Source organism: Limisphaerales bacterium, assembly GCA_014382585.1.
Lineage (GTDB): Bacteria > Verrucomicrobiota > Verrucomicrobiia > Limisphaerales > UBA1100 > JACNJL01.
Genome location: JACNJL010000068.1, coordinates 1 through 26268, shown reverse-complemented (window position 1 = coordinate 26268; position 26268 = coordinate 1). Strand labels below are relative to the sequence as shown.

The window sequence follows — 26268 nt, the reverse complement described above, 5'->3', positions numbered from 1 at the left end:
GCGTGCGCACGAAACGGTGAGGCCGAGGAAAGCTTTGGAGACGACATCGATTTGGTCCTCGGTGGTGCGGACCAATTCATCGAGCGCGTCAGTGGGCGCGAAGCCCTGCAAAAAGAAACGATAATGTGCCGGGCCAATGGCCGATTCATTGAGGCCGAGCTTGGCGTTCACGCGTGGCTTGGGCAGAAGATCGCCGGCGAGGTGCTCGCGCAACAGTTGGTCGTACGGCACGTCGGCGTTCAGCGCGCGGATGAGATAATTGCGATACTGCACAGCGTGCGGAACGCGCGGGTCGCCCTCGCTGCCGAGCGATTCGGCATAGCGCACCCAATCCATCCAATGCCGCGCCCAACGCTCGCCAAAATGCGCCGATGCCAACAGACGATCGGTGGCATTTTCGATTGCCAATTTACGATTGATGGCCGCGGCCTTCGTGAACGCAAGGGATTCCTCCGACGTCGGCGGCAAACCGGTGAGCGCGAAAGAGAGGCGCCGGATAAAAATTTCCGGCCGGGCGTCAGCGGTGGGTTTTAGTTTTTTTGCACTCCAACCGGCTTGGATAAATTGGTCGATGTCCGTCACGGCCCAATTGCCGTTCACTTTCGGCGGTTTGGCATCGCGGATGGGCTGAAAGCTCCACCATTTTTTCCGTCGCTCCAGCGTGGTTTCCCACGAGGTGGCCTTGGCGATTTGTTCTTTCGTGGGCGGTTTCAATCGCGGATCCGGCGCGCCCATCGCAATCCAACGCTCAAAATTGTTGACCACTGCCGCCGAAAGCTTCGGCCCATCCTTCGGCATTTTCAGATCCTTTTCCTGATGCCGCAACACGCGCAGCAGCAAGCTTCCCTCCGGCTTGCCCGGCGTGAACAACAACCCACTGTCGCCGCCCGCCATCCAGCCACCGCGCCAATCCAGAACCAAATCGCCCTTCGCTTTGCCGCCACTGTTGTGGCATTCGTAGCAACGTTCCACCAACACCGGCCGAATGTTCTTTTCAAAAAATTCCAATTGAGCCGCAGTCGGCGCGCCCAAGACGCACGTTGCCGAAAGCACCAACCCAAGTGAAAAGATTTTCAGGAAACAATGCATCGCCGTTGATTACACGGCATCAAGCCAATTTGCTCAACCGAAAAGGATCAGAGATCCGCTTCGGTTAAACCCGCAATTTTCATTTGTGATTTGAGCAGGCCGATTTTCAACGGGCGATTGCCATGAATGGGGATGACCACGCGTTCGCGGTGTCCGGACTTTTTGAAAATGTGGTGACTGCCCTGAACTCGGGCCAACTCCCAACCTTGCTTTTCCACCGCCCGGGCAAGTTGTTTGCCCGTGACCTGTTTCACACGGCCACCTCGATGACTTTGGAGGGGGCGCTGATTTCGCAATCCGGCTCACCCGCTGCCAGCCAGCCTTCGATGGCTTCGCGGAGGTTGGCGTTGAGTTCATCCATCGTTTCGCCTTGCGTCACACAGCCGGGGAGTGACGGCACCTCGGCCCAGTATCCGCCTTCCTTGGCTTCGTGGATGATCGCTTTCAAGTTCATGCAGATACAATATCAGTATCGCGCGAATTCGCAAGCTTTCACGCGCGAAGAGGATTTGCAACCACTTCACGTCCACCGCCGAATTGGCGTGCTGGCGGGATGAATGTGATTAATTGTTTAACCCTTACGCAGCCACGAGGCTGGCCAGCACTTTGCGGGGGCCTTTGAAGGTGCGGCGGCCGTGCATGGCGGTGTGGTTGTCGATGAGGGCGAGGTCGCCGGATTGCCAGGGGAGGTCGAAGGTGCAGTCGTCGGCGAGGGCGCTGGCGGTGGCGACATCCTCGGGATCCAGCGGCGAACCGTCGCCGAAGGTAATGGCCTTGGCGGGGTCGTTGCGGGTGTCTTTCCAGCCGTTGAAGGCGGCGATAAGTTGGTTAAAAAAACTGGCACGCCCATCGCCGAGATCGCGGACGGCGGGGAGCACGGGCGTGGTGGCGCGCAGGTCGCCGTTGGGTTGCCATTGCCACGTATAGCCGAGGGCAGTCATTTGGGCCTCAGCGTCTTCGCGGGTTTCAGCGCTGAAAGTGCATTGCCAACTGCGGCCCATGCCGGAATCTTTGTCGGCCTCGGCGGGCATCACGTTGGAATATTTGAGGCCTTTGTTTTTGCAATCGGCGGCGAAGGCGGGGCGTTGTTCGACGAGGTGTTCCCACAAAATATCAGAGCGGCAAATGGGCGTGGCACCGCCTTCGGTGGGTGCGGTTTGGCAGAAGAAAAAAAGTTTGCTCGGCGGCGAAGGCGTCTGCGCCATTTCGTGATGGAGAAAAATAGTGACCTCGGGCGGCGCTTCATTGGCGGAGAAAACGCGCGGGGTGTAGTTGATGCGATAGGCGTTGGATAGAGAATCGGCGTAGGAAAAAACGGGGAAGCCGATTGCGGCCACGATGGCATCAAAATCCTCGGGTGAGGCCAACGGCATTCCACGCAACAGCACCGCGCCCTGCTCCGCGGCGTGGGTGTCAAGTTCGTCGGCGTGTTCTCGTGCCCACGCGCAGGCGTCATCAAGGTTGCCGGCGTTCACTTCCAACGCCAGCGGGAAGGATTGGCCGCGGTATTCGTGCTGGTTGGTGAGCGTAAAGGGTTTGGTTTCGCCGCTCATCCGAGGGTCCAAGGCTTCCGCAAACCCAGCTTTTGGAGCAGCGCGTTGGCTTGTTTGTCACCGATGATTTGTTCTTTCTTTGCGTCCCATTTCAATGCGCGGCCAACGGTGTTGGAAACGTAGCCGAGGTGGCCGGGGGTGATGGAACGGTGGGCGGTTTCGGCGGGGCAGATAGCGGGCTTGCGGCTCTTCACGCCGTCCAGGAAATTGCGCGTGTGGCCGGGGGAATTGTAGGCCTTGATTTTGCCGGCGTTGAAATCGAGCTTCGCCCATGCGGGATTCGAAGCCTCCACTCGGCCGCGCGTGACATACACCCAACCGTCCTCGCCGGTGACTTTCACCCCCATGCGATTGTGCGAGCCAATGCTCGTCTTGATGCCGCCGGCATACTCGCAATGCACCTCATAGGTTGTGGGCGAGTCGTAGCTCTTGGCTGTGCTGCGCCGGAAATTTTTTGCCTCCACGCGCGTGGGGCCGCCGTTGTCTTCGCCGAGCATCCAATGGCAAATGTCGTTGTGATGGCCAATCCAATCCATGAGCTGGCCGCCGCCGTAAGCGAGGTGCCAGCGCCAATGCCAATGATGGCGGGCGGCAACGTACGGAAGCATCGGCGCGGGGCCGGTCCATTGTTGGTAATCCGCGCGCTTGGAATAATCGTGCGGGGTGGAGTCGTTGTTGTCTTTGTCGTGCCCGCGCGGCAGGCCGACTTCGACCGTTTTCACTTTGCCGATGACGCCGTTCAAAACCAACTCCACCGCGTGATGAAAACGGCGGTCCGAGCGCTGCTGCGATCCGGTTTGAAAAATTGCTTTTTGCTTCTCTGCTTCTTTATAAACCGCCACGCCCTCGGCAAACAAATGCGTGACCGGCTTTTCGCAGTAAACATCCTTGCCGTTGCGCAGTGCCTCGAGCGTTTGTAGCGCGTGCCAATGGTCGGGCGTGCCGACGATGACCACATCCAAATCCTTGCGCGCACACAACTCACGAAAATCTGAGTGCGTGTCGCAAGGCTTGCCGCCGTAGTTTTTCCCAACCGCCTCGGCAGCCGGCTTGCGGCCGAGCTTGCGGTTGCGCCCGCCGCCATCGTGTGTTTCGTATGGATCGCAGGTGGCAATCACCTGCGCATCCGCTTCGCGCAGAAAGGAATGCATCACACCCGTACCACGGCTGCCCGAGCCGGTGAGGCCAACGGTGATGCGGTTGCTCGGCGCGACCTCCGCCCGGCCCAGTACAGAACCGGGGACAATGGTGGGAGCTGCCACTGCGGTTAACGCGGTGGTCTGCAGGAAACGGCGACGGGAAAGTTGAGTTTTTTTCATAAGGCGTGAACGGATTGTGAGCACATGAACGATTGAAGCAAGAAAAGATTCACCCCGCTGGCCGTTTCCGACTCAGCGGGGTAAATTAATTGTTTAGGTCTGACGGATTATTTCACGTGCAGAACGCCCCTCATCAGCAGGTGGTGACCGGGGAAGGTGCAAACGTAGGGGTAGTCACCGGGGGTCGTGGGTGCGGTGAATTCAATCACTTCTTCCTTGCCGTGATCGATCAGCTTACTGGCCCAGAGGATGTCTTTGTTTTTTGGAACAAATCCAACCTTAAATCCTTCCGCACCGAGGCCAATTGCTTGCATGGCTATCGCATCGCGTTTTCCGGGATTAACGAGCACGATGTTGTGCGGCATGAAGTCGGGGTTCGCAAAGATGAGCTTGATTTTCTTGCCGGCTTTCACGGTTAGTTCAGGCGTATCGTACTTCATCTTCTCGACGAGGGTCGCAATCCGGATGGTGGTGAGATCCTTGGTGTCAGAAAGGATGCCAGATTTCTGTTTCTCGATGGGTTTGACTTCTGCTGACTGGCTTGCGATTGAGGCGGAGGTGGTCCAAAACTGTTTGACCGTCGAAGCGGCAACACGGGCATCGGCAACCGGTGAATTCAGCATCTGATCGAGCAGCTTCTGGTTCTTCACGTTATGTTGCTGGTGCAGCCATAGAGCTTCGAGCAGATGGTGGGCATCTTCAGCCTTCTTGGGATTCCATTGCTTTATCCATTTAGCAAGTTCGCTAATTACTGCGGGAGTTTCCCGTTCACTCAGCTCGATGCGGGCCCGGTGCCGCGTTAGGTTGGTACGCTCCTTTAATAGGTCGAGCAGCTTGGCGATGGGTTCGCCATCCACCTTGATGGGTTTCATCAGCGGCCGGCCTTCATGGGTGACCCGGTAAACACGGCCGTATTCGTGGTCGCGGCTGGGGTCACGCACATTGTGTTGCATGTGGCCGATGATAATGTTCTGCCAATCAGAAACATACAGTGCGCCATCGCTGCCGATCTCATAATCAGTGGGACGGAAGTTGCGGTCTTTGGGTGATTGCAGAAAATTCTCAGTTTCCACACCCCAGATATCCCCCGGTGCCCCTTTGGGTTTGGAATTGGCATCCTCTGGTTTAGAATTCTTGGCTACCTCGTATTCGTCACTAAAGCCATCCCCATCAGTGTCCTTCCCTTGGGCTGAATCGAGCAGGTTATACTGCTTGATGCCCAGATAGCCGATGGTGTTCAGGAGGATGAAGTTGCCCTGATATTTGTCCGGGAAATGAGGGCTGGAAATAATGCCGCTGGCCGCCACGGGGCGGACAGTTTTGTTCAGTAGCGTCTGCATCCGGAAACCTCCCTTACCGTCAGGACGCACTTGGTAAGCGCGACCTCCCGTGCCGTCCGTTGCGAAATGATAGCCCCAGTAGTTGAAGCTCACGCCGTGCGGGTTCGGTGAGTTATTTGCGTGAAAACCGTATTCAAAGGTGCGGGGGTTAAACCGATACATGGCACTGTTGCCGTGCTGTTGGTTTTTTGTCCACGGGGTTTCAACGTTACTGACGTGAAACACGCCGCGCTGATAATAGAAATTGCCTCCAGGCCCAAATGTAAACGCGTTGGCTGAGTGATGTGTATCGGCAGAGTCGAGACCGTGAAAGAGTCGGATGCGTACATCCGCCACGTCGTCGCCGTCGGTGTCTTTCAGAAACAGGATGTCGGGCACGCTGGCCACGATGACGCCGCCGTTCCAGAATTCAAATCCGGTGGGGTTGTGCACCTTGGCGAAGGTGATGGCCTTGTCGGCCACGCCGTCGCGATTCTCATCGGGGAGGATCAGCAGGCGGTCGTCCATTTTCTTGAGCGGCTCCCACTTGGGGTAGGTGGGCCAGGTGGCGGCCCAGAGGCGGCCCTTGGTATCCACGGCCATTTGAACCGGATTACTCAATTCAGGAAACATTTCTTCCGAAGCGAAGACATTCACCTTGAGACCCTTGGCCAGCTGCAACTGGGCGGCGGTTTCGTTCGGGGTCATATAGTTTTTAACCCCTTCTTTTTGCGCGTTACTGCTCCTGGATTTGCCCCCCACGTTGGATTTCACGCTTACCGGTGGGGGTACATTTGAATCATTGACCTTGTAGGATGGATTACCGTTAGCATGGGCCCACACCTTCTTGTCGCGGTTGGCCACCATCACGTCGATCATATCCAGCTCGTGCATTAACACTTCGCGGTTGGTCTGTCCGTCCACAAACTTCAGTCCGGAACGGCCACCCCAAACATCGTTGCCGTCCGTGGCACGGTAGCGGTTGTGCCAGTGCCAATTTTTATCCAGTACAGCACTGCGGATGCTTTCCACCTGTTGGGTGTCTGAGGAAACTTTCAGGCCCATCAGCTTGCTTGCCAAATGCTGTGCGATCAGCTTGTTGCCGAGGCTATTGGGGTGGATGCCATTGATCGTCAGAGGTTCCTTGTTTTTTGCGTAGAGCATCTTGGAAGCGTGGAATAGATCAACATAAGGAATTTTGCGTACGGCTGCGGCCGCTTCGGTGGCTCCAGCATATTGCATAAGGCGGGCATTGTTCGCCTTGCCACTAGGTAGATTTGGATCGTTCAGATCCTCGTGAGCTATCGGCGAACAAAGTACAATGCGCGGAGCTCCCTTGCCGCTGTAATTTTGCTTTTGGGTATCGTCGATCCACTTCATCAATTCCTGCGCGAAACTGGCCGGGTTTTTGTCGTATGACTCGTTATATCCCCAAAAGGCAATGATCACATCGGCCTTGGAGATCTTGAGATATTCGTGTGGGTTAATAAACCCCCTGTTCCGTGGCCGGCTGTTCACCTTATCGCCTGAAAATCCGTGATTCCTAAACACCAATTCGTGCTTTGGTAACGCCGCCTGCACGTAGCTTTCCAGCCAGCCATGATGCTGCATACGCTCGGCAAGCGTGTTGCCAAGGAGCACGACATGGTCGCCTTTTTTGAGTTCCAGTTGAGCCGCATTAGCCGCGAACGTCGCCAATGCAAAGATGCCTGTGATCAGAATTTTCTTCATAAAATGTGAGGGGGCTTTTTGCCATAATCACCGGATTTCGTCCAGCAACGTTCCGTGACGGCTTGAGTAGACGCAATCATTCCGGCGCCCATTCACGCGCCATGTGTCTTACCGGCCGTAGACCTGCAGCTCGTGGATGCTCCAGAATTTGCCGGGGCGACGGCCGGTTTGGGTGATCTTGATGTGACGCGCCTTGACGGTTTTGAAATAGATTTCCGTCATCGGCCCGGGGCCGCGGCCTTTGGCAACGGGGTCGGACCAAGTCTTGCCATCAGTGGAGACCCGCACCTCGTAGCCATCGGGATAATCCATCGGCGAGGCAAAGGTCTCCAACTGCAGGCCGCTTACTTCGCGGACGGCCGGTAGCTCAATGGCGAACCACATGCCGGGTACCATGGCCGTGCCGGTGTCGAAGCGCGAAGTGGCACTGCCGTCGACGGCGGCGGAGGCCTTGCCGACATTATGGCTGGCGGTGAACTTCCATTTCTTCCGGTCCGGCAAATATTGCGGCACGGCGGCGCGCAGGGCGTCAATGGTCCACGGTTCTTTCTGGTCCACGGTGGCCTTGCGGGTGGCGGCTACTTGCGCGGGGGTGATGAACTGCGCGCGGTTGCCAAAATTATTGCGCACGTAGCTGAGCACCGAGGCGATCCATTCATCGTCGTAGGATTTCATCGGGATCATCTGGTTCGGGTAGGTCTTGCCGTCCACCGGGCCAGTGAGGCCGTGGAGCACGACGTTGATGGACATCTCTGGATGCCCGAGGATGGTGCGGTTGTTGACGAAAGAGGCCGCGAGCGTTTCGCCCTTCTTGCCATCGGGCACGGGCGTGCCTTTGCCGTCTTTGCCGTGGCAGGTGAAACACAGGCTCTTGTAAATGCCTTCGCCCTTCTTGAGCACTTTGAGTTGGGCGGCATTGAAGGTAGGCCGATTGGCCGGCGCGCTGCCGCCGCCGCTGAGTTGCGGGGAGAGTTCCTGCACAGCGCGGGAATCATTGGTCTCGCGGGCGGTTGCGGCCCAAGCTTGCCATTCCTCGACGCCCAAATGTTTGGCGGACATCAGAGCCTGCAGCACGACCTCGCCGTGTTTGTCCCCAGTCATTTTTTCCAAATCCGCCAGGAGCGATTGGTCGCCGGCTTTGTGGAGGGATTCAATGATGCGAATACCGGCCACACGCACCTGTGGATGGGGATCAGCTAGGGCTGTGCGAATGAGGGAGGCATCGAGTTGCTCCAGCCCTTCCAACGTCCAGAGCGCGTGCATGCGGGTGAGGTATTGGTCGTGGGTGGCCGCGAGATCTTTCAAGGCGCCGGTCACCGAGGTGTCGCCCTTGAGGATGAGCAGTTTCTGGGCGGTATCGCGCCACCAACCGTTGGGATGCGCGAGATGGGCGACGAGTTGGGCGGGGGTTTCCTTGAGCATCTTCGGTTGGGGGCCCGGTTGGTGGTCTTTATGCACGAGCCGCCAGATGCGGCCGCGGCCGATGGCTTTATCGAGCTGGTATTGCTGGACGACCTTGCGCAGGTAGGAGCCTTGTCGCACCCAGTTGCCTTCCTGAATGATGCCGCGGTACATGTCCACAATATATAAGGTGCCATCGGGCGCGGTCACCGCGTTGATCGGCCGGAAGTAGGCGTCTGGCGTGCGGATGAATTCCGATTCCGGGTGCGGATTGCTGAGGAGCGACACGCCGCCGTCGTTCTTGATGACCGTGCGGCGCACGAGCCGCCCGACGGGTTCGCCGAAGAACAGGTTGCCCAGCAATTCCTTGGGCAGCCGGTCGCCGCGATAAATTTCCTGCCCGCAGGTGGCGGTGAAATGGTTCAGCGTTTTTTCCTGCGGCCGGAAACGGCGGTTGCCACCCTGCACATCGGGGATGGGCACCAGCGGATAGACCGTGCGATAATTTTGCGCAAACTGATCCCGCGCATTGAGTGCTCCGTACACAATCGGCACCTGAAAATTCAACGGACCGCGTTCGCCGCCGGCGTTCACGTACCACGGCTTGCCGTGATTATCCTGCGTGAGACCCCATTGGCCGCCGTTGTTGGCCGTGCCCTCGCGACGCAACGTGCCACTCTTGGGATCCAGCCGCAGCCGCCACGCGTTGTAGGTGGTGTAGAGCCAGTTATCCATGCTCCAAATCAGCCCGCTCGGCTGATGCTCCAGATTGCCGCCGCGTGGGCCGCCCTTGTAAAAAAGCTTCTTCTCATCCGCCACGCCATCGCCATCGGTATCGCGGTAGGCGTAGAGGTCGAGCGTGTTCGTTTCACCGACAATCAAGCGGTCATCCAGCGGCAGCAAAATGCGCGGCAACATCAGCTTGTCAATGAACACAATGTGCTTGTCGAACTTCCCGTCGCCATTGGTATCCATGTGCTTGGACACGCGGCTGACCTTGTCGAACTTGCCTGAGCCGTCGATGTCCTGCATGTAAGTCCGCATCTCGGCGACAAAGAGATTGCCGTCGCCGTCAAACACCGCCACCGCCGGCTCCTTGATCTGTGGCTCACTCAATACCAGCTCCAGCGAATAGCCTTCCGGCAACTGAAACAGTTTCTGGCTCTCCGCCGGCGAGAGAAATTTCGGCACCGGTTGCGGCGGAAAATCATTTTGGGCCGTGACCGGCAGCACCATGCCCAGCGCTGCTCCGAGGAAAAGAAGAGTACGAATCATGTTTGCGGTAATGCTTGGACGCGAAACTCTAGCGGCCGCTTCACCACACGCAAGCTTGGCTTTTTCCGGTCACCTCATCTTCACCACAGAGATCCAGAGAGCACAGAGGATTTATCAAATCATTTTCTCTGTGCCCTCTGGGTCTCTGTGGTGAATCACGAGCACCGGTTTCAATCCCGCACCCGAAGGTTAATCACACCCCCACCGGTCAACAGGTCCGAAGACCTGCTGCCGGTTTGGGGAATGAGACGGACATCACTCCTCCAATTCACTGGATTCGTCCTGTCCTTCATCGGCGGGCCGTGTGAGCCCGCTTTTCTTTTGATTATCCGCCACGTACCCGCACTGCACATAGAGCGCACTGTTGGGGCCGTAATCCGGATGGCACCGAATCGCATCGCGCATGTGCGCCACGTGCTCGGCGGTATCGAGGTCCGCATTATCAATCTCCTGTCGCTGACCGGCCGCGGTCATCAGGCTTTCCTCATAGTGTTTGCGCTTGGCAAACGAAGGCGCCACGCCGGAGCAGAACTGTGCGTAGGTCATCCCCGCGAAGTCCACCTCGGTGGCGTTGTTATTTTCGAGAGCTGCTTTCATGAGGTCCGCTCTTTGGACCTTTTGATTCTTAATAATCATATCTCTATATCCTATGAATCGCGCCCCTAGAATTCTAAAAAATCTCCAACTTTTTTTACTGAAACCAAATAAGCCCTGAAAAACAGGCTTTTCTGGAGCAAAAAACCTTTGATCTGAAGCGCGGGAACAAAGGTTTTGACCGCGCGATGAAGGGTTTTGCGGGCGAGATGTAAGGTTTGGAGCTTAGGAACAAAGGTTTGGCGCGCCAAACAGGCCATCGGGCACGCCTAACCCTTTATCCCGAACTCGGGAAAGCCTGTTTTATGGGCCGGATCAAAGGTTCGGAGCGTCCATCACTCCTTCAGCGCGTCCAGTTGGCCTTTCACGAGCTTCGTATTGGGATGGTTTGGGCCCAATTTTTTGAGCCAAACCGCATAGGCTTTCTCCCAATCATCCTTGGCCTTGGCTGGTCTGCTTGAAGGGCTGCGGCAATGTCTGCCCGGGTTTTTTCTTTTGCCCTGAGCGGGGGTTTGGTTTCATTTGCCGAACCGAACGGACTCGCAGGCTCGTCCCTCCAATCCACCGCACCCCTGGAGGGACGAGCCTGCGAGTCCGCAACCGCACTGAAAATATCATGTCTGAAGAACACAATTTCCTGCATCACATTACCGGCTCGTTTTCCCAACCAGCGGCCGAGAATCCCACCGTTGAAATGGTCGAGGCCGCTTATCGCCATCACGGGCTGCATTACCGTTATCTGAACACCGAGGTGCCGCCGGAGCAGCTGGCCGCCGCCGTGGCCGGGGCGCGCGCGATGAACTGGGCTGGCTTCAATTGTTCCATCCCGCATAAGGTGGCGGTGATTGAGCATCTCGATGGACTGGGCGAATCGGCCAGTGTGATCGGCGCGGTGAACTGCGCGGTGCGCCGTGATGGCCAGTACATTGGTGAAAACACCGATGGCAAAGGGTTTTTGAAAAGCCTGCAAGAGGTGGTGGATCCGGCTGGGAAAAAGCTGGTGATGTTCGGCGCCGGCGGTGCCGCGCGGGCGATTGGCGTGGAATGCGCTCTGGCCGGTGCGGCTCACATCACGGTGGTTAACCGCAGCGCGGATCGCGGTAATGAGCTCGTTTCGTTGTTGAACGAAAAGACACCGGTGGCGGCGGTGTTGGAAGCGTGGGGCGGCGATTTTGCGGTGCCCGCCGGCACGGACGTGGTGATCAACGCCACCAGCATTGGCCTCGCCGATGCCGAGGCAAAGCTCGCGCTGGATCTCGATTCGCTCACGGCCGAGATGGTGGTGGCCGATGTGATTCCCAACCCGCCGCGCACGCAGCTCGTGCGCGATGCCGAAGCCAAGGGCTGCACGGTCATCGACGGCCTCGGCATGCTTGTCAATCAGGGCATCACCGGTATTGAGTATTGGACCGGCGAAACGGTGGACGGCAATGTCATGCGCGCGCGGTTGGAAGAGTTGTTTGGCGCGTAAGGCTCACGCGGAGGCGCGGAGACGCGGAGGGAACAATGGGGCAAGGTGGATCTTGCCCTTCCCGGGAGGATTTATTTTCGCAGGGTGCGATCGAGGAACGCTTTGACCACGGCGTTGCGGTTGGCGTCGTAAAACATCTCGCCCCCGTGGGCGGCGCCGTGCAGCACTTCGAAGGCGACATCGAGCTTCAGGGCTTTGTAGCGGCCGTGTAGTTCGTGTGCTTGGTTGATCGGCATTTGCGGATCTTGATCGCCGTGCAGCAGGAGGAGGGGCGGATCGTTTTTATCCACGTGAAACACCGGGCTGGCGAGCTTGGCCAAGACCTCGGTTTTCTCCGGCGTGTCCCCCAGCAACAACTTGAGCGCCGGCACGCGGACGCTGAGGCCGTGCGGGGTGGATTGGCTGAGGATGCTGGTCAGGTTGCTGGCACCGTAGTAGCTCGCGATGGCCTGCACGTCGGAAGACTGTTCTGCGTTACCCCCCACGGTGCCCTCGAGCGCGGCCACGCCGTTGCTGGTGCCGATCAAAGCCGCCAGATGGCCGCCGGCGGAATTGCCCGCGATGCAAATGCGTTGGGCATTGTAGCCGTATTTCCCGGCGTGCGCGCGCAGCCAGCGGATGGCGCCTTTGCAGTCGTGAATCAGCGCGGGGAATTTCGCCACGGTGCTGAGTCGGTAATCCACGCTGGCCACGGCGTAGCCGCGTTCCACCAGCGCAGTGAGCGGCATGAAATCTTTGCTGCCCGCGCGCCACGCGCCGCCGTGCACCCAGACGATGAGAGGCGCGTTCTGGGCGGTTGGTAAATAGAGGTCCAGCGCCAGCGCCTGATCGGCCACTTTGGCGTACTGAAGGTTCGTAATTTTTTTGAACGGCGCAGCGGACATCGTGAGGGCGGTCAGGAACAGGGCAACGAAGAGGCGCATGGCGTGGGCGGTTTATTTGTTCTTCGAATCCCGGCGGCCTTGGGGGCTGGCGAGCTCGTACTTGTCGTAGAGGCGCTGCCAGAAATCGTTCCAGTATTTATCGTAATAATCATTCGCGGCCACCTTGATGTGCGGCAGATCCTCGACCACCGGCGCCTTGGCGGGGTCATAGGTTTTTAAGTGCGCTTGGCCGGCGCGGTCGCGCGGGGAGACGAAGCGCCAGTCGGGTTTGCCGAGCACATCCTCGCACAGCTTCGCGCCCATGGGATCGTATTTGATGAGCTGGGCGCGGGTGTGGATGTGGTTGTGGTCGTGGTCCATGGTGCGGTTGGTGTTGAACCAGCACTGGTAAATCTCCGCCCAATACTCGGCGCGATTGCGCGAGGCGTAGCAGCGCTTGGGGCCGCCGAAGACGATCGAGACTTTATCCTTTTGCGTGACCATGGCGTTCAGGTCCGTCTTCTTGCCGTTCACCAAAATATCCCCCTCACTCAGGGCGCGCTTGAGCAATTCCAGTGATTCGAGCGGAAACGCTTTTTTCAATTCCGCCAACAGCCGTACCGGTTTGTTGCTTTGCACGCGGCGAAAACGTTGGGCGGCGCGGCCGTCGTTCCAGATACCGGTCTTGGCGACATTCTCGAAGGTGGCGGTCAGCCGTTTTTGCAGGGCGTCGTCGAAGCCTGCGCCGTGCACGACGTGGCCGAATTCATGCACCAAAATACTCTCCAACCGCATGCCGCCCTCGTATTCCATCACGTCTTCCTCGGCGAACACCACGGTGGGCCGCGTGCCGATGCGCGTGAGAAAGCCGCGCCGGCGCCAGTTGTAAAAGTCCAGTTCCTTGCCGATTTTGTCTGTGGCGAACTGCGGCAGTTGGGAGGTTAGTTCGTTGTGGCCGATCAGGAGACAGAGCACGCGCTTCTTGCGAATGCGCTCGGCAATCTCGGGCTTCAAGCCGCGCATGAGCATGTCGAACTGATACGCCGTCTCGTGATGCGCCACATCGGCCACGCGCCCAGAAGTAACGATCAGGATGCCCTGAACCTCCGTCGCCTTTTTGTAGAAGCCGGTGTCCAGCTTGTACTCGCGCGCTTGCGCCTCGGTCAGTGGATTGACGGCAAATTTCGCCGTCGCCGCCGCTAAAGGCAGCGCGAGTAGGGTCACGAATAGGAGTCCAATTTTCATTTTTTACACCTTAAGGCACGATGGGTTTCAGCGCGTTGCCGGCTTGATCCTGCGGGTAGACGGCATTGTGGTGTTTCAACTGAGCCGCCAGACCTTGCATCATTTTACGGAGCACCTCGGGGTTGTCTTTGGCGACGTTGGTGGATTCAAACGGATCCTTCACCAAATTGAACAGCTCGTAGCGGTCGCCACCGGATTGGGGTTTGCCGCCGAGGGGCGGGGTCTTGGGGAAGTTGTGGTAGATGACCTTCCAATCGCCATCGCGCCACACGGTAAAATAATTACTGCGATGCGGGCCGTGCGGGTAATGCATGAGAAACTGCTGGTGCGCGAGCTGATCGCGGCTGCCGGTGAGCGGCAGGAGAATGGATCGCCCGTCAACCGTGTGGCCCTTGGGCGCCTTGGCGTCGGCCAGTTGGAGCAGGGTGGGGAACAGGTCGGTGACATTGGCCACCTGCGGCAGGAGTCGATTGGCCGGGATGGAGAGGCGTTGTTGGTGAGCGTTCTTGGCATTGGGTTTGGCCCAGGCCGCGATGAAAGGCACGCGCATGCCGCCTTCGTAATGCGCTCCTTTCTTGCCGCGCAACGGCGCCGAGCAGGCGACCGCGTGTTGGTGCCCAAGCGGAGCGTCCGAGCCGTTGTCGCCGAGGAAGATCACCAGCGTGTCCTCTGCCACGCCGAGTTTTTCAAAATGATCGAGCATGTCATTGAGCGATTTGTCCATGCCTGCAATCAATGTGGCAAAGGCCTGGGCGCTCTTGGGCTTACCTGAATCCGCATAATGGGCAGCAAAGCGCGGGTCGGATTCAAACGGCGAATGCACGGCGTAATGCGAGAAGTGTAGAAAGAACGGCTGATCGCTTTGGACGATCTCGGTGATGTTTTTCTTGGCTTCAATAGTAAGGGCCTCGGAAAGGAACGTGTCCGAGTCATGGTACTTGTCGAGATGCGGGACGGCGTGATGCCCGCGCCGCGTGCCTTTGCCGTATTTCTTTTCCGCGTAATAACTACCGGGCGCGCCAAAGGAAGCACCGCCGACATTGATGTCGAAGCCGAGGTTTAAGGGTTCGGAGCCCTCGTGATCATTCGGCCCAAAGTGCGCCTTGCCCACGTGGATGGTCTTATAGCCCTGAGTGCGTAGCACGCCGGGCAATGTCACGTCGCCTTTCTTCAGGCCAGGCCAATTCCAGCCATTCGGGCCATTGGTCCCGCGGTTGTTGCCGCGCGGGTTGATCCAGTTGGTGGCGCGATGACGCGCGGCGTTTTGGCCGGTCATGATCGAGATTCGCGTGGGGGAACATACGCTCATGGCATAAAACTGATTGAACCGGATACCCTGCTTCGCCAGTCGCTCCATCCCCGGCGTGCGGTAGTAGTCGTTCAACGGATACCGCTTGGGCTTGCCATTCTCATCGGTGAGGAACGGCACGGACGTGTCCATTACGCCCATGTCATCAATCAGAAACACCATGATGTTGGGCAGCTTGGCCGCGGACAGGTTGGATAAGCTGAAGAGGAGGATGGCAAAGACCGGAAGCAATGTTTTCATGGTTTAGGGTGAACGCGCACCACGCTAATCAATTTTCTTCCTCGGGCCAAACCGAATCGGGCCAGTCATAACTGCCCGGCTTGATGAACACCCTCGGGCCGTCTTCTGCCATCCGCAGGCCCGGCAGATCCGCCGCGGCCAAATCCACCGCCGACAGACGCGACCACTTCAGCCGGCACAACGCCGCCGAGGCCGTGGCGCCGCCCTCGAGCAACAGCCGCGCCACTTCCATTTGCGCGAGCACCATCGCCATCGCCTGCGCCAAACGCGCTTCCAGAAGCGCCGCGCGTTCGACCGCTTTGATTCGTCCGATCGCCAGCATCACCGCGCCGTGCTCGCCCAGCGCGGCGCAGGCCGATTGCACCCACGCGTGGAGCGCCGCCGGATGGTCGCTTTGCCCGAACAATTCCGCCGGCATGGCGCACACCGGTACCCCGCGCATTTCGCATTGGCTGGACCGGCCGCGTCCCCACGCCGCCAGACTGCCGCACACAAACAACGCCGGCCCGGCTGCCGCCGTGATCTCCGCCGGCATGGCCGCATGGCCGCGCGTCTCGAGCAGGGCCGCAAAAAAATCGCCCGCGCCGGCGGGCAACACCAAGTCATCACACGCGGCCGCCGCTGCTACCACATCGGCTTCATTCGTGGCATCGGGGATCGTGATCGCCGGATCATTCCCCAGCCGCGCCGCCACATTCGACGTGGTCGCCGGATGCTGCGGGTCCCGGGCAAAATCCGTCTCGTGCAGGGGCGTCTCTTCAATCAAATAATCGCCTCCGCGAATCACCCGCCCGCGCGAAGGATTGGCCGGCACGAACACGGCCCGCGCACGGGCCGTGAGCTCCAGCAACACACCCAGCTCCGCCCCGATGTTCCCGCGCAAGGCGGAGTCGGTTTTTTTGAAAATGAATTCCGGCGAAGCCGCCTTGAGTCGCCGCGTCAATTTCCGCAGCGCCGCCGCGGCCGCCTCCGGTTCCAGTCGCCGCGTGTCTGTATCCAGACAAATCACCTGCGCCTCCGTGCGCGGTTGCAACTCCGTCTGCACCTCCGCGGTGAGTCCGTGGGCAAACGCAATCCCGGCCAACTCAGCCGCCCCCGACAGGTCATCGGCCAGAACCAGAATCATGCGGCCGATCCGGTGAGTTTCACCGCCAGTTTCACCGCCTCAAACAAACTGCTGGGATTAGCCTTCCCTTGGCCGGCAATGTCGAGCGCGGTGCCGTGATCGACCGACGTGCGAATAATGGGCAGGCCGAGCGTGGTGTTCACCGCTTCATCGAAGCACAGCGCTTTCAGCGGGATGTGGCCTTGGTCGTGATACATACAAACAAAAAAATCTGTGGCGCGGCGTTTGGCAGGCAGAAAGGCCGTGTCGGGCGGGATCGGGCCTTCGACATCGAAGCCGCGTACGCGCGCTGTTTCGATGGCCGGACCAATGATCGTTTCCTCTTCGTTGCCAAACAACCCGTGCTCGCCGGCATGCGGGTTGAGCCCCAGCACGCCGATCTTCGGTTCCGTTCCGCTAATGCAACCAATACGCCGCATCGCTTGCGCGCCCAGCTCGAGCGTGTCGAGGATGCGTTCTTTCGTGAGCAACCGAGGCACCTCGGCGTACGGCACATGCGTGGTGACAAACACACAACGCACCTCGCTGGAGTACTGCAGCATGCACGCGCGTTGGGCGTGCGTGAGCGCGGCAAAAATCTCCGTGTGACCGGGGAAGGGAACGCCCGCCGCGCGCAGGGCTTCCTTGTTGAGCGGCGCCGTGGTCACCGCCGCCACTTGCCCGCTGAGCGCGGCATTGATGGCGTCCTCCACATACGTGTACCCCGCGCGTCCTGTGGCGGCATTGATCGTGCCCGTTTCAAAATCACTCAGCGCGATGGCGCTCAGATCCAACACGCACGGCCCCTCCGCCTCGGCCAAGCCGTTAATGTACGTCGTCGGCTTCGCCAAGCCACACTGCTCGGCCGCCTGCTCCAGCACTGCCTGGTCCCCAAACACAATCGGCACACACCGCCCGGCTAGGTCGGCGTTCTGCAGCAAATGCAAACACACCTCCGGCCCCACCCCCGCGGGATCCCCCATCGTCACCGCTATTTTGGGTAAACTCATTCTTGTGCGGCCAAATTAACCACAGAGGCACAGCGAGCACAGAGAAATTTCAAAAACCAAACCTCTGTGCTCGCTGTGCCTCTTTGGCAAAAACCATCGCGCCTGCATACTGAGGAGCCGTGGGGTTACTTGCGTGGTCGGGTCCAGATGGGCTCGATCATTTGGGTGTTGAGCTGGTCCCATTCGGCGCGGAGTTCCTCGAGTTTGTCGGTGCGGTTGGCGGCGAGGTTGTTGGTTTCGGAAATATCTTCGGCGAGCTGGTACAGCTCCCAAGCCTCGGACTGGCCACGGCGCGGGTTGCGGAGAATCTTCCAGTCACCCTTGCGGTAAGCCGCTTTGGTGGCGATGCGCCAGTACAAGCTCGCGTGAGGCGCGCCAGTTTTTTTGCCGGTCAGATAAGGCATGAGATTCACGCCATCGATCCGGCGCTTGAGCGGGGCCTGGGCAATGGCGGCGGCGGTGGCGAAGAGGTCCAGCGAAACGATCGGCTGCCGATAGATTTCGCCGGCGGGCAGGGTACCCGGCCATTGCATCATGAACGGCACACGCAGGCCGCCCTCGTACACACTGCCTTTGCCGTCGCGCAGAGGGGCGTTACTGGAGGTGAGTTCGCGTGTGGGGCCGCCGTTGTCGCTCAGGAAAATGACGAGCGTGTTTTTCTCCAGACCCTGTTTGCGCAACTCGGCCAGCACAGCGCCCACGCTGTCATCCAAATGCGCGAGCATGGCAGCGAAGATGCGGCGTTGGATATCCTCGATGTGGGCGAATTGTTTCATGTAGGCATCGGCCCCCTGCAACGGGCTGTGCACAGCGTTGTAGGCGAGGTAGAGAAAAAACGGTTTGTCGTGATGGCGCTCAATGAAGTCGCGGGCCTCGCGGGTGAAGGCGTCGGTAAGGTGCGCCTTTTCCTCAACCGGTTGACCGCCACGCACGATGGGATTGTTGGCATCATACGCCGGTTCATCGTGCCCCATGTGGGTGGAGTAGATCAACTTGCCATCGGCACTGGTGAAGCGTCCGCGCGCGTTGCCGGGCAGTGCCTTGCGGCGGAGCCAGGTGGTCATGCCCTTGTACGGCGGCGGAAGAAAGTAATGGCCCTCGTGTGTGAATCCAAAAAACTCATCGAACCCGTGCCGAATAGGATGAAACTTCGCGTGCCCACCCAAATGCCATTTACCGACCAACCCGGTGGTGTAGCCGACATCATGCAAATGCCGCGCTAAAGTGCGTTCGCTGCGCGGCAGCCCGGCCATGGGATCCTCGTTGTGATCGCCGATCGGGTTGAACTCGTATCCAAACCGCGTCTGATAGCGGCCGGTCATCATGCCCGCCCGCGAGGCGCTGCAGAACGCGGCCGTCACGTACCCCTGCGTAAAGCGCACGCCATTCTTGGCAATCGAATCAATGTGCGGCGTGGGAATCTCAGCGTTCCCCTGACAACCCAGCTCACCGTACCCGAGGTCGTCAGCCAGCAGCAGCACGATGTTGGGCGGTCGTTCAGCGGCATTTAACGTCAGGGCCAGGCACAAAAAAAGAAATCGCATGCGCAGAGGTTAACCTCAGAGGCACCGAGCGCACAGAGAAATTGGGAGGGACGAGTTCCACCTCGTCTCAGATCTTGGTTTTGGAATGGTTTGGGAAAATGATTAGAAAATCGGTAAGCAAAACCGCACTTGCCGCGGGCTTGGGCGGCGGCCAAACTGGGGCATGATCCATTGGCGATTCGGGTTGTTCCTCGGGCTGGTTTCCGGACTGCTCACGATATCTTCCTTGGCCGCGCCATTTGCCGTGGCACCCTTTAGTGCGGAGGTGACCGTGCCGGTTGGGCACGGGATGATGGGTGGGTTGTGGAAGGCCAAGCGCGTGGCCGATCCGTTGTATGCCAAGGGGGTCGTCGTGCTGGGCGGCGAAAAGCCGGTGGTCATGGTGAGCGTGGATTGGTGCGAGATTCGGAATGACTCCTACGATCGCTGGCGGGTGCCGCGCAATGGGCATTGGTGAAAACTATCCCCTTGGAAGCCAGCCTGTCCATATGCGGCGTTCTGGCCTGAGGGTTACCCTTAAGCGTATCCGTCCAGTCATTCAGATCGTCGATGGCGATGAACAATACGTTGGGCCTTTGTTTAGCCTTTACGTTTGCATTCGATTCCGTCGCACAAAACAACAGAATGGATACGGTGAGGATCATCATTCGTTTCATTGGCACGTTATTTCTTTAACAGTTTGTCCACGAAGAATTCGACCTGTGATTGGTATTTCAATTCAGCGCCGGGGTATTTCAGATGGGCTTCGTGTTTGAGGGCATCGGTCTTCTCCTTGAGCGCGAGACCGAACTTAACGTGGTGGATGACCCAGCCCCGGATCCTCCCTTTGTCAGTGGGAGGCTTAGCCGTCGGGTTCATTCCGTAGCTCATGAAGATCGGCGGATCGTCGGCGGAGATATTCGAGAGCGCCGTGTGCTGGCTGGCAATTTCGTTGGCTTCCTCCAGAGTCTGCGCGCCCCATTGGGCCTTTCGGGCTTGTTCGGGATCGGTGATGCCTTCCAAGGGACTGGCGAAGGATTTCAAGTCAATGTCCGGACCCAGCAACGAGGTAAACAGGTTCCGCCAAAACTCGTGAGTGTTCGTGGTTTGACCACCGCTCGTGGCCACACAGGTCAGGCGCGTCGATTCTCGCTCAATGGGATCCTTGCTGTCGGGTTTGGCCATTTCGTCGGAGAAGGCCAGCCACATGCAGATCTGTGCGCCGGCGGATCCGCCGAAGACAGCAACGCGTTCTTTGTCGATGTTCCATCCCTGCGCCTTGGAGCGCATGAACTGCAAGGCCCGACGGGCATCGTGGTGGGGAGCGGGCAATGGAGTGGCAACGGACATGTAGCGATAGTTGATCGCAGCCACGGAGATGCCGGCCTTCAGGAGTTTGTCGAGATCGTTCGATTTCAACTTTTCCTTGCTGCCGGATCGGAAGCCTCCGCCGTGAATGTAGATCGCCAACGGCGTGAGCTTGGTGCTGTCGGCGAGCCAGATGTCGAAGACGTTCCGTTCGTGGTCGCCGTATTTCACATTGGCATGAGTGGGTGGCTTCAGTCCTTTGGCTTGGTTTTTTCCTGCGCCTGACTTCTGTCCGCCCTGCCGTTTGGCCCGGGCAGCCGCTTGTCGCATCACGGCCTGCATCTCCTTGGTCGACAGAGCGCCGTCGCCGTCCGTGTCGGCTCGGGGAAAGCGTTTGAGGATCAGCTTGTGCAGGGCCGCTTCCTCCGCCTTGGACAACTTGCCATCGCCATCCTTGTCGGCCTGCGGTTGCAGCTTGAGGATTTGCTTAGCCAACGGGTTGCTCGCGGCAATTAGTGGCGACGTGGCCCACACTAGCATGAGCGTGGTAAGGAGGATCAGGTTGCTTCGTTTCATTTGTCTTTAAGTGTTCATTTGTCTTTAAGTGGTTACAGAATAATTCGCTTAAATAAATTATGCGTAATTTGCTGCGCGCGTTTGTCGGGGCCTTGTTGGGTGACGCCGTGCCGGGAGGGGTTCTTATGCCCCGGAGGGCTGGACAAGCCATTGGCCAACCAGATCGTGGCGGCGTTGAAGACGACGTTGCCTTTGGGACCGTCGTAGAGCGTGGCGCTGTATTTCCCGACGACCTTTCCGTGGGTGGTGGCCTCGCCTTCGGCGACAATGTTCATGCCGGGAAGGTCCATCGCGGGAGCGCCATGCCATTCCCAACCGAGGAGCCCCTTGATGGAGCCCCCCTTTTTTCATCCCCGTGCCTTCGAAGAGCCAATGCTCCGGCTTCGCACAGGTCCAATCGCCGCACCCGATGCCGCGTCCGGTCTTTTGATCTTTGTCAAGTCGCCCTCCCATCAGCATGGCGCCGTCGGGTCCCATGTTCAGAAATTTTATTGCCATATCTGACCACCCGTTTTTCAGACTGCTGAACGGTGATTATAGCAGGGATGGACTTGCTAATTGGGATTTTTTGATCGGTCACCACTTCCCATGTGACTCGAATCTCCAATTTCTTTTTCGAGAGATTACTAAGCTCAAATCCAAAATGAATTTCTCCATTCTGACGAAAAATTCCATCAGCAGATTTTTCAAATACAGGCTTTAAACTAATCTCGGAAGCCCCGTTAGCTATGAATGCAAACGAGATGAGAAAAAATAGTGTCTGCTTCATTTAACTATGGAATCTATTTCGCGATAATTTACCAATTGGGCTTTAGGATCACTTGATGCGGACCCTGAATTTTGCCGTTGAAGTCGGCTTCGACAGAGAGCTTCAACTTGCCGGCGGGCAGCTTCATCGTCGTGAGGTGCCCGCGCTTTGTGTTGGCGGCCAGATCCAGCTGCTGGCGGGATTTGCCGACGGTGATGGTGGCTTTACCGGCGGGATAGGTCTCCTTGAAAATGATTTCGACTTCGTAGGTGCCGGGCTCGGGGGCTTCGAGCAACCAGAAGCCGTTGGAGTCGCGGCCCCAAGGGCGGCCGGTGACGTGACGCCAATCCTGTCGCGTGAGTACGGAGCGCGGTTCATGTTTGGTGCCGATCACAATGCGCGGTGGGGCATAGTTGTCTGGCCGAGAGGAACTGACGTCGGCAAACCAGTCCTCGTAACCTTTCTTCAGCCGCTGAAAGACCTTGGGGCGTTCGGCGGCGAGGTTGTTTTGTTGGCGCGGATCCTTGCTCAGATCGTAGAGTTCCAGCTGGGGTTCGCCGGCAAAGCTTTCCTTGCCGAAGCCGGTCGGGTGCACGAGCTTCCACGGTTCTTCGTGGAGGGCAAAGTGGTGATAGAGCCGGGGCGCGTTGCCGCGATGGGATTGGATCACAACCTGTCGTTTGGGCCAAGGGGCGTTGTCGCCGGTGAGCAAAGGCAGAAAGCTGCGGCCATCGATTTTCAGCTTCGCGGGGATCTTCACGCCGCACGCGTCAAGCAGTGTGGGCATGAGGTCGATGTGGGCGCAGAGCGCGTCGGAGGTCTTGCGGGCCTTCACTTGGGCCGGCCAGTGAAACACTAGCGGGGAGCGCACGCCGCCGTCGTCGATGTGCGCTTTCATGCCGCGCATGTTGCCGACGTAGCGCATGGAGTTGGGGCCGTTGTCGTTGAGGTACAGGACGATGGTGTTGTCGCGGATGCCGAGTTGGTCGAGTTTCTTGAAGAGACGGCCCACGTTCTCGTCGATATTGGTGATCATGGCGCAGATGCGCGCGAGCTTGTCGGTCTCAGCCTTCAAGCGGGCCGGGCTGGGGTTCTTGTTAATCATGATCGGTCGGAAATCGACCTTGAGATATTCCTGATACAGTTTCTCAGGCACGTCGTGGTACGGACCGTGCGGGGCATTGGTGGCGATGTAGGTAAAAAAATTCTCCTTCCGTTTAGCGGCCGCCTCGATGAAATCCATCGCGCCGTCGAAATAGATGTCCGTGCAGTACCCTTTCATCGGAGTCTCGACGCCGTTCTTGAGGAGGGTCGGATCGGTGTACTTGCCCTCGGCGCCGATGGGATCGGAGGGTTGACCAATGCCGCCGCCGCGATGGATGAGGCTGTCCTCAAAACCCTGGTCCATGGGGCGCATGGGATAGTTATCGCCCAAATGCCATTTGCCGTAGATGCCGGTGCGATACTCGGCGGCGCGCAGGAGTTCGGCGATGGTCACCTCGGCGGGATCCATCATCGCCCGACCGACGTAGGTGTCGACGCATCGCGTGCGGTAGTTGTAACGCCCAGTCATCAGGCTGGCGCGGGTCGGCGCGCATACGGGGCTCACATAAAACTTGGTGAGCAATCCGCTTCGCTTGGCCATGACGTCCAGCGCGGGCGTACGAATGATCTCGTTGCCCATGAAGCCGTAGTCGCCGCCGCCCTGGTCATCGCTCATGATGACGATCACGTTGGGTCGCTCGGCCTGCGCGGCCGGCACCAGAGCGCCCAAGCCGATGAGGGTGAGCAACAAGGTGCGTGTGGATTGGAAGAAGGCGGGTAATTTCATGGTGTTGAAAAAGTAGTTTGCGATGCGGGCGCACCGTTCGCGATGAACGGTGAATTGTCAATCATGCACCGTAAGGCACGCCCTACCGTTTGGGCGTCATTTGATCGCGGAAGGCGTTTAGCTCCTTCACGGATTGATGTAGACCGGGGCGTTCGGAGAGGTCTTCGCCGAAAAAACCCTGCTTCACGCCGAGTTTACCGAAGCCTTTCGCGGTGTCCATCGGGTTGCACCAGAAAACGCCAACGATGTAGTCGGTCTTGAGCGCCGCCTTCACGTAGTCGGCATAAGCCTTGCCGGCGGCGACGGAATCTTTCTCAGGTTTCCAACTACGGATATCCTTGTCGCCATCCTTGAAGCGCACGGCAAAGTCGCAGAGCAAAATGGGTTTGCCGGTTTGCTCATACACGGCGTCGAGTTCCGCCTTGGGGAATCCCCCGTGGAACGGAGGCTGGATGGCGATGCCGTCCACGTACGGGAGCATCTCCTCCAGAACCTCTGGGGCGATCGTGCTGAAGCGTTGAAGTTTGCTTAAGCCAAACCGCTCGCCAAAGACCAATCGACCCGGGGCGTACTTGCGCTGGGCTCCGCCGACCACCCGGAAGTATTCGCGGGCAATGAGTCGTAGGAAAGCCCGGTCCCGAGCCTTGTCGTCGTCGCCTTTCCAAGTGCCAAGAAATTGCCGGTAGGCGTTACGACCCGCGGAATCCTCGGGCAGGTTACGGATGTAATTCACCCAGTTCTTGCCCGAAGGATTTTCCAGTGGCCAAGCGCCAAGATCCGTCCAGCAATAGCCGATGACATTGGGATTGTTACGACTGCGAAAGCAATTGGCCTTCACTCCGTTTTCGAGCTTGGCCTGAATCTTGGGATCAAAAATGTCGAGGAACAGGATGTTGTCTTTGCCCCGATAATAAGAAATGGGCACGAGATGATTCCAGCTCTCGATGAACGGCATATCGCCACGGAGTTGTTCCGGGCAACCGTATCCGTAGGCGTTAAAGCCCACCGCCTTGCAGGCTTTGGAAAACTTCGCGAAGTCGATCTTTATCCGGGTATTGTTCACGTGCGTGATGCCGTGCGCGAAAAACGGCTGACCATCCGGAGACGTCAGCCAATGCCGGCCATCAATTTTGGTAAACGAAATGCCCTTGGGCGCAGACGGCTGAGCCCCACAAAGCCCAAAGACGTTCGAAAAGATGACGGAGAGAAAAATGAATGAGAGATGTCGCATGCCAAAAACGCATCAGACCTTGAGCCGGCCCCTGTTGGCAATCCGGAAATGGAGCAGCCGACGAGGGCAACGTCCGTGGGCTCGCTTTGCTTCACCAACACAGTTTCGGAAAGAAAGACCTAAGCGCGTTTAGCGCCGGGGCGGCCGTTCTCGACGATGAAACTGGCTTGGTTGACGATCGGGGAACCGGGCTTGTCGACGAACGGTGTGGTTCGGAAATGGGTGGTCCAGGTTTGGGGGGTCAGTTCACAAGACACGTAGCCGCGGTTGGAATTGTAATAGCGCACGAACTCATTTTGCGCCGCGGCGCGTTCGTACTCGGTGATACGGTTGCCGCCGTTGCCGCCGGAGGACATCGCCGTGCCGACAAATTCAGTGCCGACCACCGGCGAGTTATCCGCCTGAAAATCCAGCTGCAGATCAGTCACCCAGTTCACGTGGATATCGCCGGTCAACACCACCGGGTTGGGCACGCGGCGTTCATGGAAAAACTTCAGCAACCGTCGCCGGCTGACCTCGTAGCCGGGCCATTGGTCCATGCTGTAGCGTGCATCCTCGCCCTCGCCGCGATTGAGCGGAGCCATCATCACTTGCTGCGCCAATACATTCCAAGTCGCCGTGGACTGCGCCAAACTTTGCATCAACCAATGCTCCTGTCGGGCACCGAGCATAGTGGCTTGCGGGTCGAGCGCTTTGCCGACCATCGGTTTTTGATGGTCGCCGTTGGGTTGATCGGTGCGGTACTGGCGCGTGTCGAGCACGTGAAAATTCGCCAACCGCCCGTACGGACAGCCGCGATAGAGCGTCATGTGCGGCCCCTGCGGAAATGACCGGCGACGCAGTGGCATGAATTCGTAGTAGGCCTGATAGGCATTCATCCGGCGGGCCAGAAATTTCTCCGGCGCGATGCCTTCCTCTTCAGAGACGAGGTCCGCGTAGTTGTTGTCGAACTCGTGGTCATCCCAGGTCACGAGCCATGGGAAGAGCCGGTGCGCCTCGGCCAACATCGGGTCCAGCCGGTACTGCGCGTAGCGCGTGCGATACTCATCCAGTGTCTCGATCTCCCCGCCCAGATGCTTGCGCGGCCGGTTGTCAGCACCGCGATACTCATAAATGTAATCGCCCAAATGCACAATGAGATCGAGATCCTCCTTCGCCATGTGCGGGTAGCCGTTGAAGTAGCCGCTCTCAAAATGTTGGCATGAGGTAAAGGCAAACCGCAGCCGCTCGGGCAGCGCCTCCGTCTCCGGCGCCGTGCGCGTACGGCCCACCGGGCTGGTTTCGTTGCCGGTATGAAACCGATAGTAATACCAGTGATGCGGCTTAAGTCCATCCACCTCCACATGAACGGAATGCCCCAGTTGCGGCAAGGCCAGTGCGCGACCATGGCGCACGATATTCTTAAACGCCTCATCGGTGGCCACCTCCCAACGGGTGCGGATCGGCAAAGGCGGCAGGCCTCCGCCGGTCAAGGGTTGCGGCGCCAACCGCGTCCACAACACCACCCCATCCGGTTCCGGATCGCCT

23 protein-coding genes and 1 pseudogene are annotated in these 26268 nt (G+C 58.6%); 2 read left to right on the top strand and 22 right to left on the bottom strand.

The annotated features are described in order from the left end of the window. The 9 genes from H8E27_15800 to H8E27_15760 form a co-directional block, all read right to left on the bottom strand. Positions 1–1089, bottom strand: a 1089-nt coding sequence (locus H8E27_15800; GenBank protein ID MBC8327081.1) for a DUF1549 domain-containing protein, incomplete at its 3' end; no start/stop codon positions are given. Positions 1090–1136: 47 nt separating this feature from the next. Then, positions 1137–1343, bottom strand: coding sequence for a type II toxin-antitoxin system HicA family toxin (locus tag H8E27_15795; GenBank protein ID MBC8327080.1), 207 nt, complete (start codon positions 1341–1343; stop codon positions 1137–1139). Next, positions 1340–1543: a type II toxin-antitoxin system HicB family antitoxin gene (locus H8E27_15790; protein ID MBC8327079.1), complete on the bottom strand. Its 204-nt coding sequence runs from the start codon at positions 1541–1543 to the stop codon at positions 1340–1342. The genes H8E27_15795 and H8E27_15790 overlap by 4 nt, the downstream gene beginning before the upstream one ends. A 124-nt stretch (positions 1544–1667) precedes the next feature. Further along, on the bottom strand, positions 1668–2642 hold the full coding sequence (locus H8E27_15785) for a TauD/TfdA family dioxygenase (GenBank protein ID MBC8327078.1): 975 nt from the start codon (positions 2640–2642) through the stop codon (positions 1668–1670). After that, complete coding sequence (locus H8E27_15780; GenBank protein ID MBC8327077.1) at positions 2639–3961, bottom strand: Gfo/Idh/MocA family oxidoreductase; 1323 nt, start codon at positions 3959–3961, stop codon at positions 2639–2641. Before H8E27_15780 ends, H8E27_15785 begins: the two co-directional genes overlap by 4 nt. A 107-nt stretch (positions 3962–4068) precedes the next feature. Further along, positions 4069–7011: a hypothetical protein gene (locus tag H8E27_15775; GenBank protein MBC8327076.1), complete on the bottom strand. Its 2943-nt coding sequence runs from the start codon at positions 7009–7011 to the stop codon at positions 4069–4071. Between the two features lie 108 nt (positions 7012–7119). Continuing rightward, the gene (locus H8E27_15770) at positions 7120–9687 is read right to left on the bottom strand and encodes a discoidin domain-containing protein (protein MBC8327075.1); all 2568 of its coding nucleotides are present in this window, start codon (positions 9685–9687) and stop codon (positions 7120–7122) included. A gap of 255 nt (positions 9688–9942) precedes the next feature. Continuing rightward, complete coding sequence (locus H8E27_15765) at positions 9943–10284, bottom strand: hypothetical protein (protein ID MBC8327074.1); 342 nt, start codon at positions 10282–10284, stop codon at positions 9943–9945. A gap of 65 nt (positions 10285–10349) precedes the next feature. Then, on the bottom strand, positions 10350–10541 hold the full coding sequence (locus H8E27_15760; GenBank protein ID MBC8327073.1) for a hypothetical protein: 192 nt from the start codon (positions 10539–10541) through the stop codon (positions 10350–10352). 356 nt (positions 10542–10897) lie between these two features. On the opposite strand from H8E27_15760, the gene H8E27_15755 reads away from it, so the two are divergent. Continuing rightward, positions 10898–11752, top strand: coding sequence for a shikimate dehydrogenase (locus H8E27_15755; GenBank protein ID MBC8327072.1), 855 nt, complete (start codon positions 10898–10900; stop codon positions 11750–11752). A gap of 71 nt (positions 11753–11823) precedes the next feature. Here H8E27_15755 and H8E27_15750 read toward each other — a convergent pair whose 3' ends face one another. The 6 genes from H8E27_15750 to H8E27_15725 form a co-directional block, all read right to left on the bottom strand. Further along, entirely contained in the window at positions 11824–12675 is an 852-nt protein-coding gene (locus H8E27_15750; protein MBC8327071.1) for an alpha/beta hydrolase, read from the bottom strand. A gap of 12 nt (positions 12676–12687) precedes the next feature. Continuing rightward, positions 12688–13860, bottom strand: coding sequence for a hypothetical protein (locus tag H8E27_15745; GenBank protein MBC8327070.1), 1173 nt, complete (start codon positions 13858–13860; stop codon positions 12688–12690). A gap of 10 nt (positions 13861–13870) precedes the next feature. Then, positions 13871–15409 carry a sulfatase-like hydrolase/transferase gene (locus tag H8E27_15740; GenBank protein ID MBC8327069.1) on the bottom strand — a complete coding sequence of 513 codons (1539 nt, stop codon included), beginning with the start codon at positions 15407–15409 and terminating at the stop codon, positions 13871–13873. Positions 15410–15437: 28 nt separating this feature from the next. Then, positions 15438–16535, bottom strand: a complete 1098-nt coding sequence (locus tag H8E27_15735; protein ID MBC8327068.1) for a four-carbon acid sugar kinase family protein — start codon at positions 16533–16535, stop codon at positions 15438–15440. Then, a complete protein-coding gene (pdxA, locus tag H8E27_15730) occupies positions 16532–17497 on the bottom strand; it encodes a 4-hydroxythreonine-4-phosphate dehydrogenase PdxA (protein MBC8327067.1) in 966 nt (321 codons plus the stop codon). The genes H8E27_15735 and pdxA overlap by 4 nt, the downstream gene beginning before the upstream one ends. Positions 17498–17649: 152 nt before the next feature. Further along, positions 17650–19068 carry a sulfatase-like hydrolase/transferase gene (locus H8E27_15725; protein ID MBC8327066.1) on the bottom strand — a complete coding sequence of 473 codons (1419 nt, stop codon included), beginning with the start codon at positions 19066–19068 and terminating at the stop codon, positions 17650–17652. Between the two features lie 163 nt (positions 19069–19231). Between H8E27_15725 and H8E27_15720 the strand changes: the two genes are divergently transcribed. Further along, positions 19232–19525, top strand: coding sequence for a hypothetical protein (locus tag H8E27_15720; GenBank protein MBC8327065.1), 294 nt, complete (start codon positions 19232–19234; stop codon positions 19523–19525). On the opposite strand, the gene H8E27_15715 is transcribed toward H8E27_15720, so the two are convergent. The 7 genes and pseudogenes from H8E27_15715 to H8E27_15685 form a co-directional block, all read right to left on the bottom strand. Next, positions 19446–19724, bottom strand: a complete 279-nt coding sequence (locus H8E27_15715; GenBank protein ID MBC8327064.1) for a sulfatase-like hydrolase/transferase — start codon at positions 19722–19724, stop codon at positions 19446–19448. The genes H8E27_15720 and H8E27_15715 overlap by 80 nt on opposite strands. Positions 19725–19731: 7 nt before the next feature. Further along, the gene (locus tag H8E27_15710) at positions 19732–20931 is read right to left on the bottom strand and encodes an alpha/beta hydrolase fold domain-containing protein (GenBank protein MBC8327063.1); all 1200 of its coding nucleotides are present in this window, start codon (positions 20929–20931) and stop codon (positions 19732–19734) included. A 32-nt stretch (positions 20932–20963) separates the two neighbouring features. Next, a pseudogene (locus H8E27_15705) lies at positions 20964–21420 on the bottom strand (hypothetical protein). Beyond that, positions 21368–21700, bottom strand: coding sequence for a hypothetical protein (locus tag H8E27_15700; protein MBC8327062.1), 333 nt, complete (start codon positions 21698–21700; stop codon positions 21368–21370). Before H8E27_15700 ends, H8E27_15705 begins: the two are co-directional and overlap by 53 nt. Before the next feature lie 28 nt (positions 21701–21728). Then, on the bottom strand, positions 21729–23510 hold the full coding sequence (locus H8E27_15695) for an arylsulfatase (protein MBC8327061.1): 1782 nt from the start codon (positions 23508–23510) through the stop codon (positions 21729–21731). 82 nt (positions 23511–23592) lie between these two features. Further along, positions 23593–24741, bottom strand: a complete 1149-nt coding sequence (locus tag H8E27_15690) for a beta-agarase (protein ID MBC8327060.1) — start codon at positions 24739–24741, stop codon at positions 23593–23595. 119 nt (positions 24742–24860) lie between these two features. Further along, a partial coding sequence (locus H8E27_15685) for an alkaline phosphatase D family protein (protein ID MBC8327059.1) occupies positions 24861–26268 on the bottom strand: 1408 nt, incomplete at its 5' end.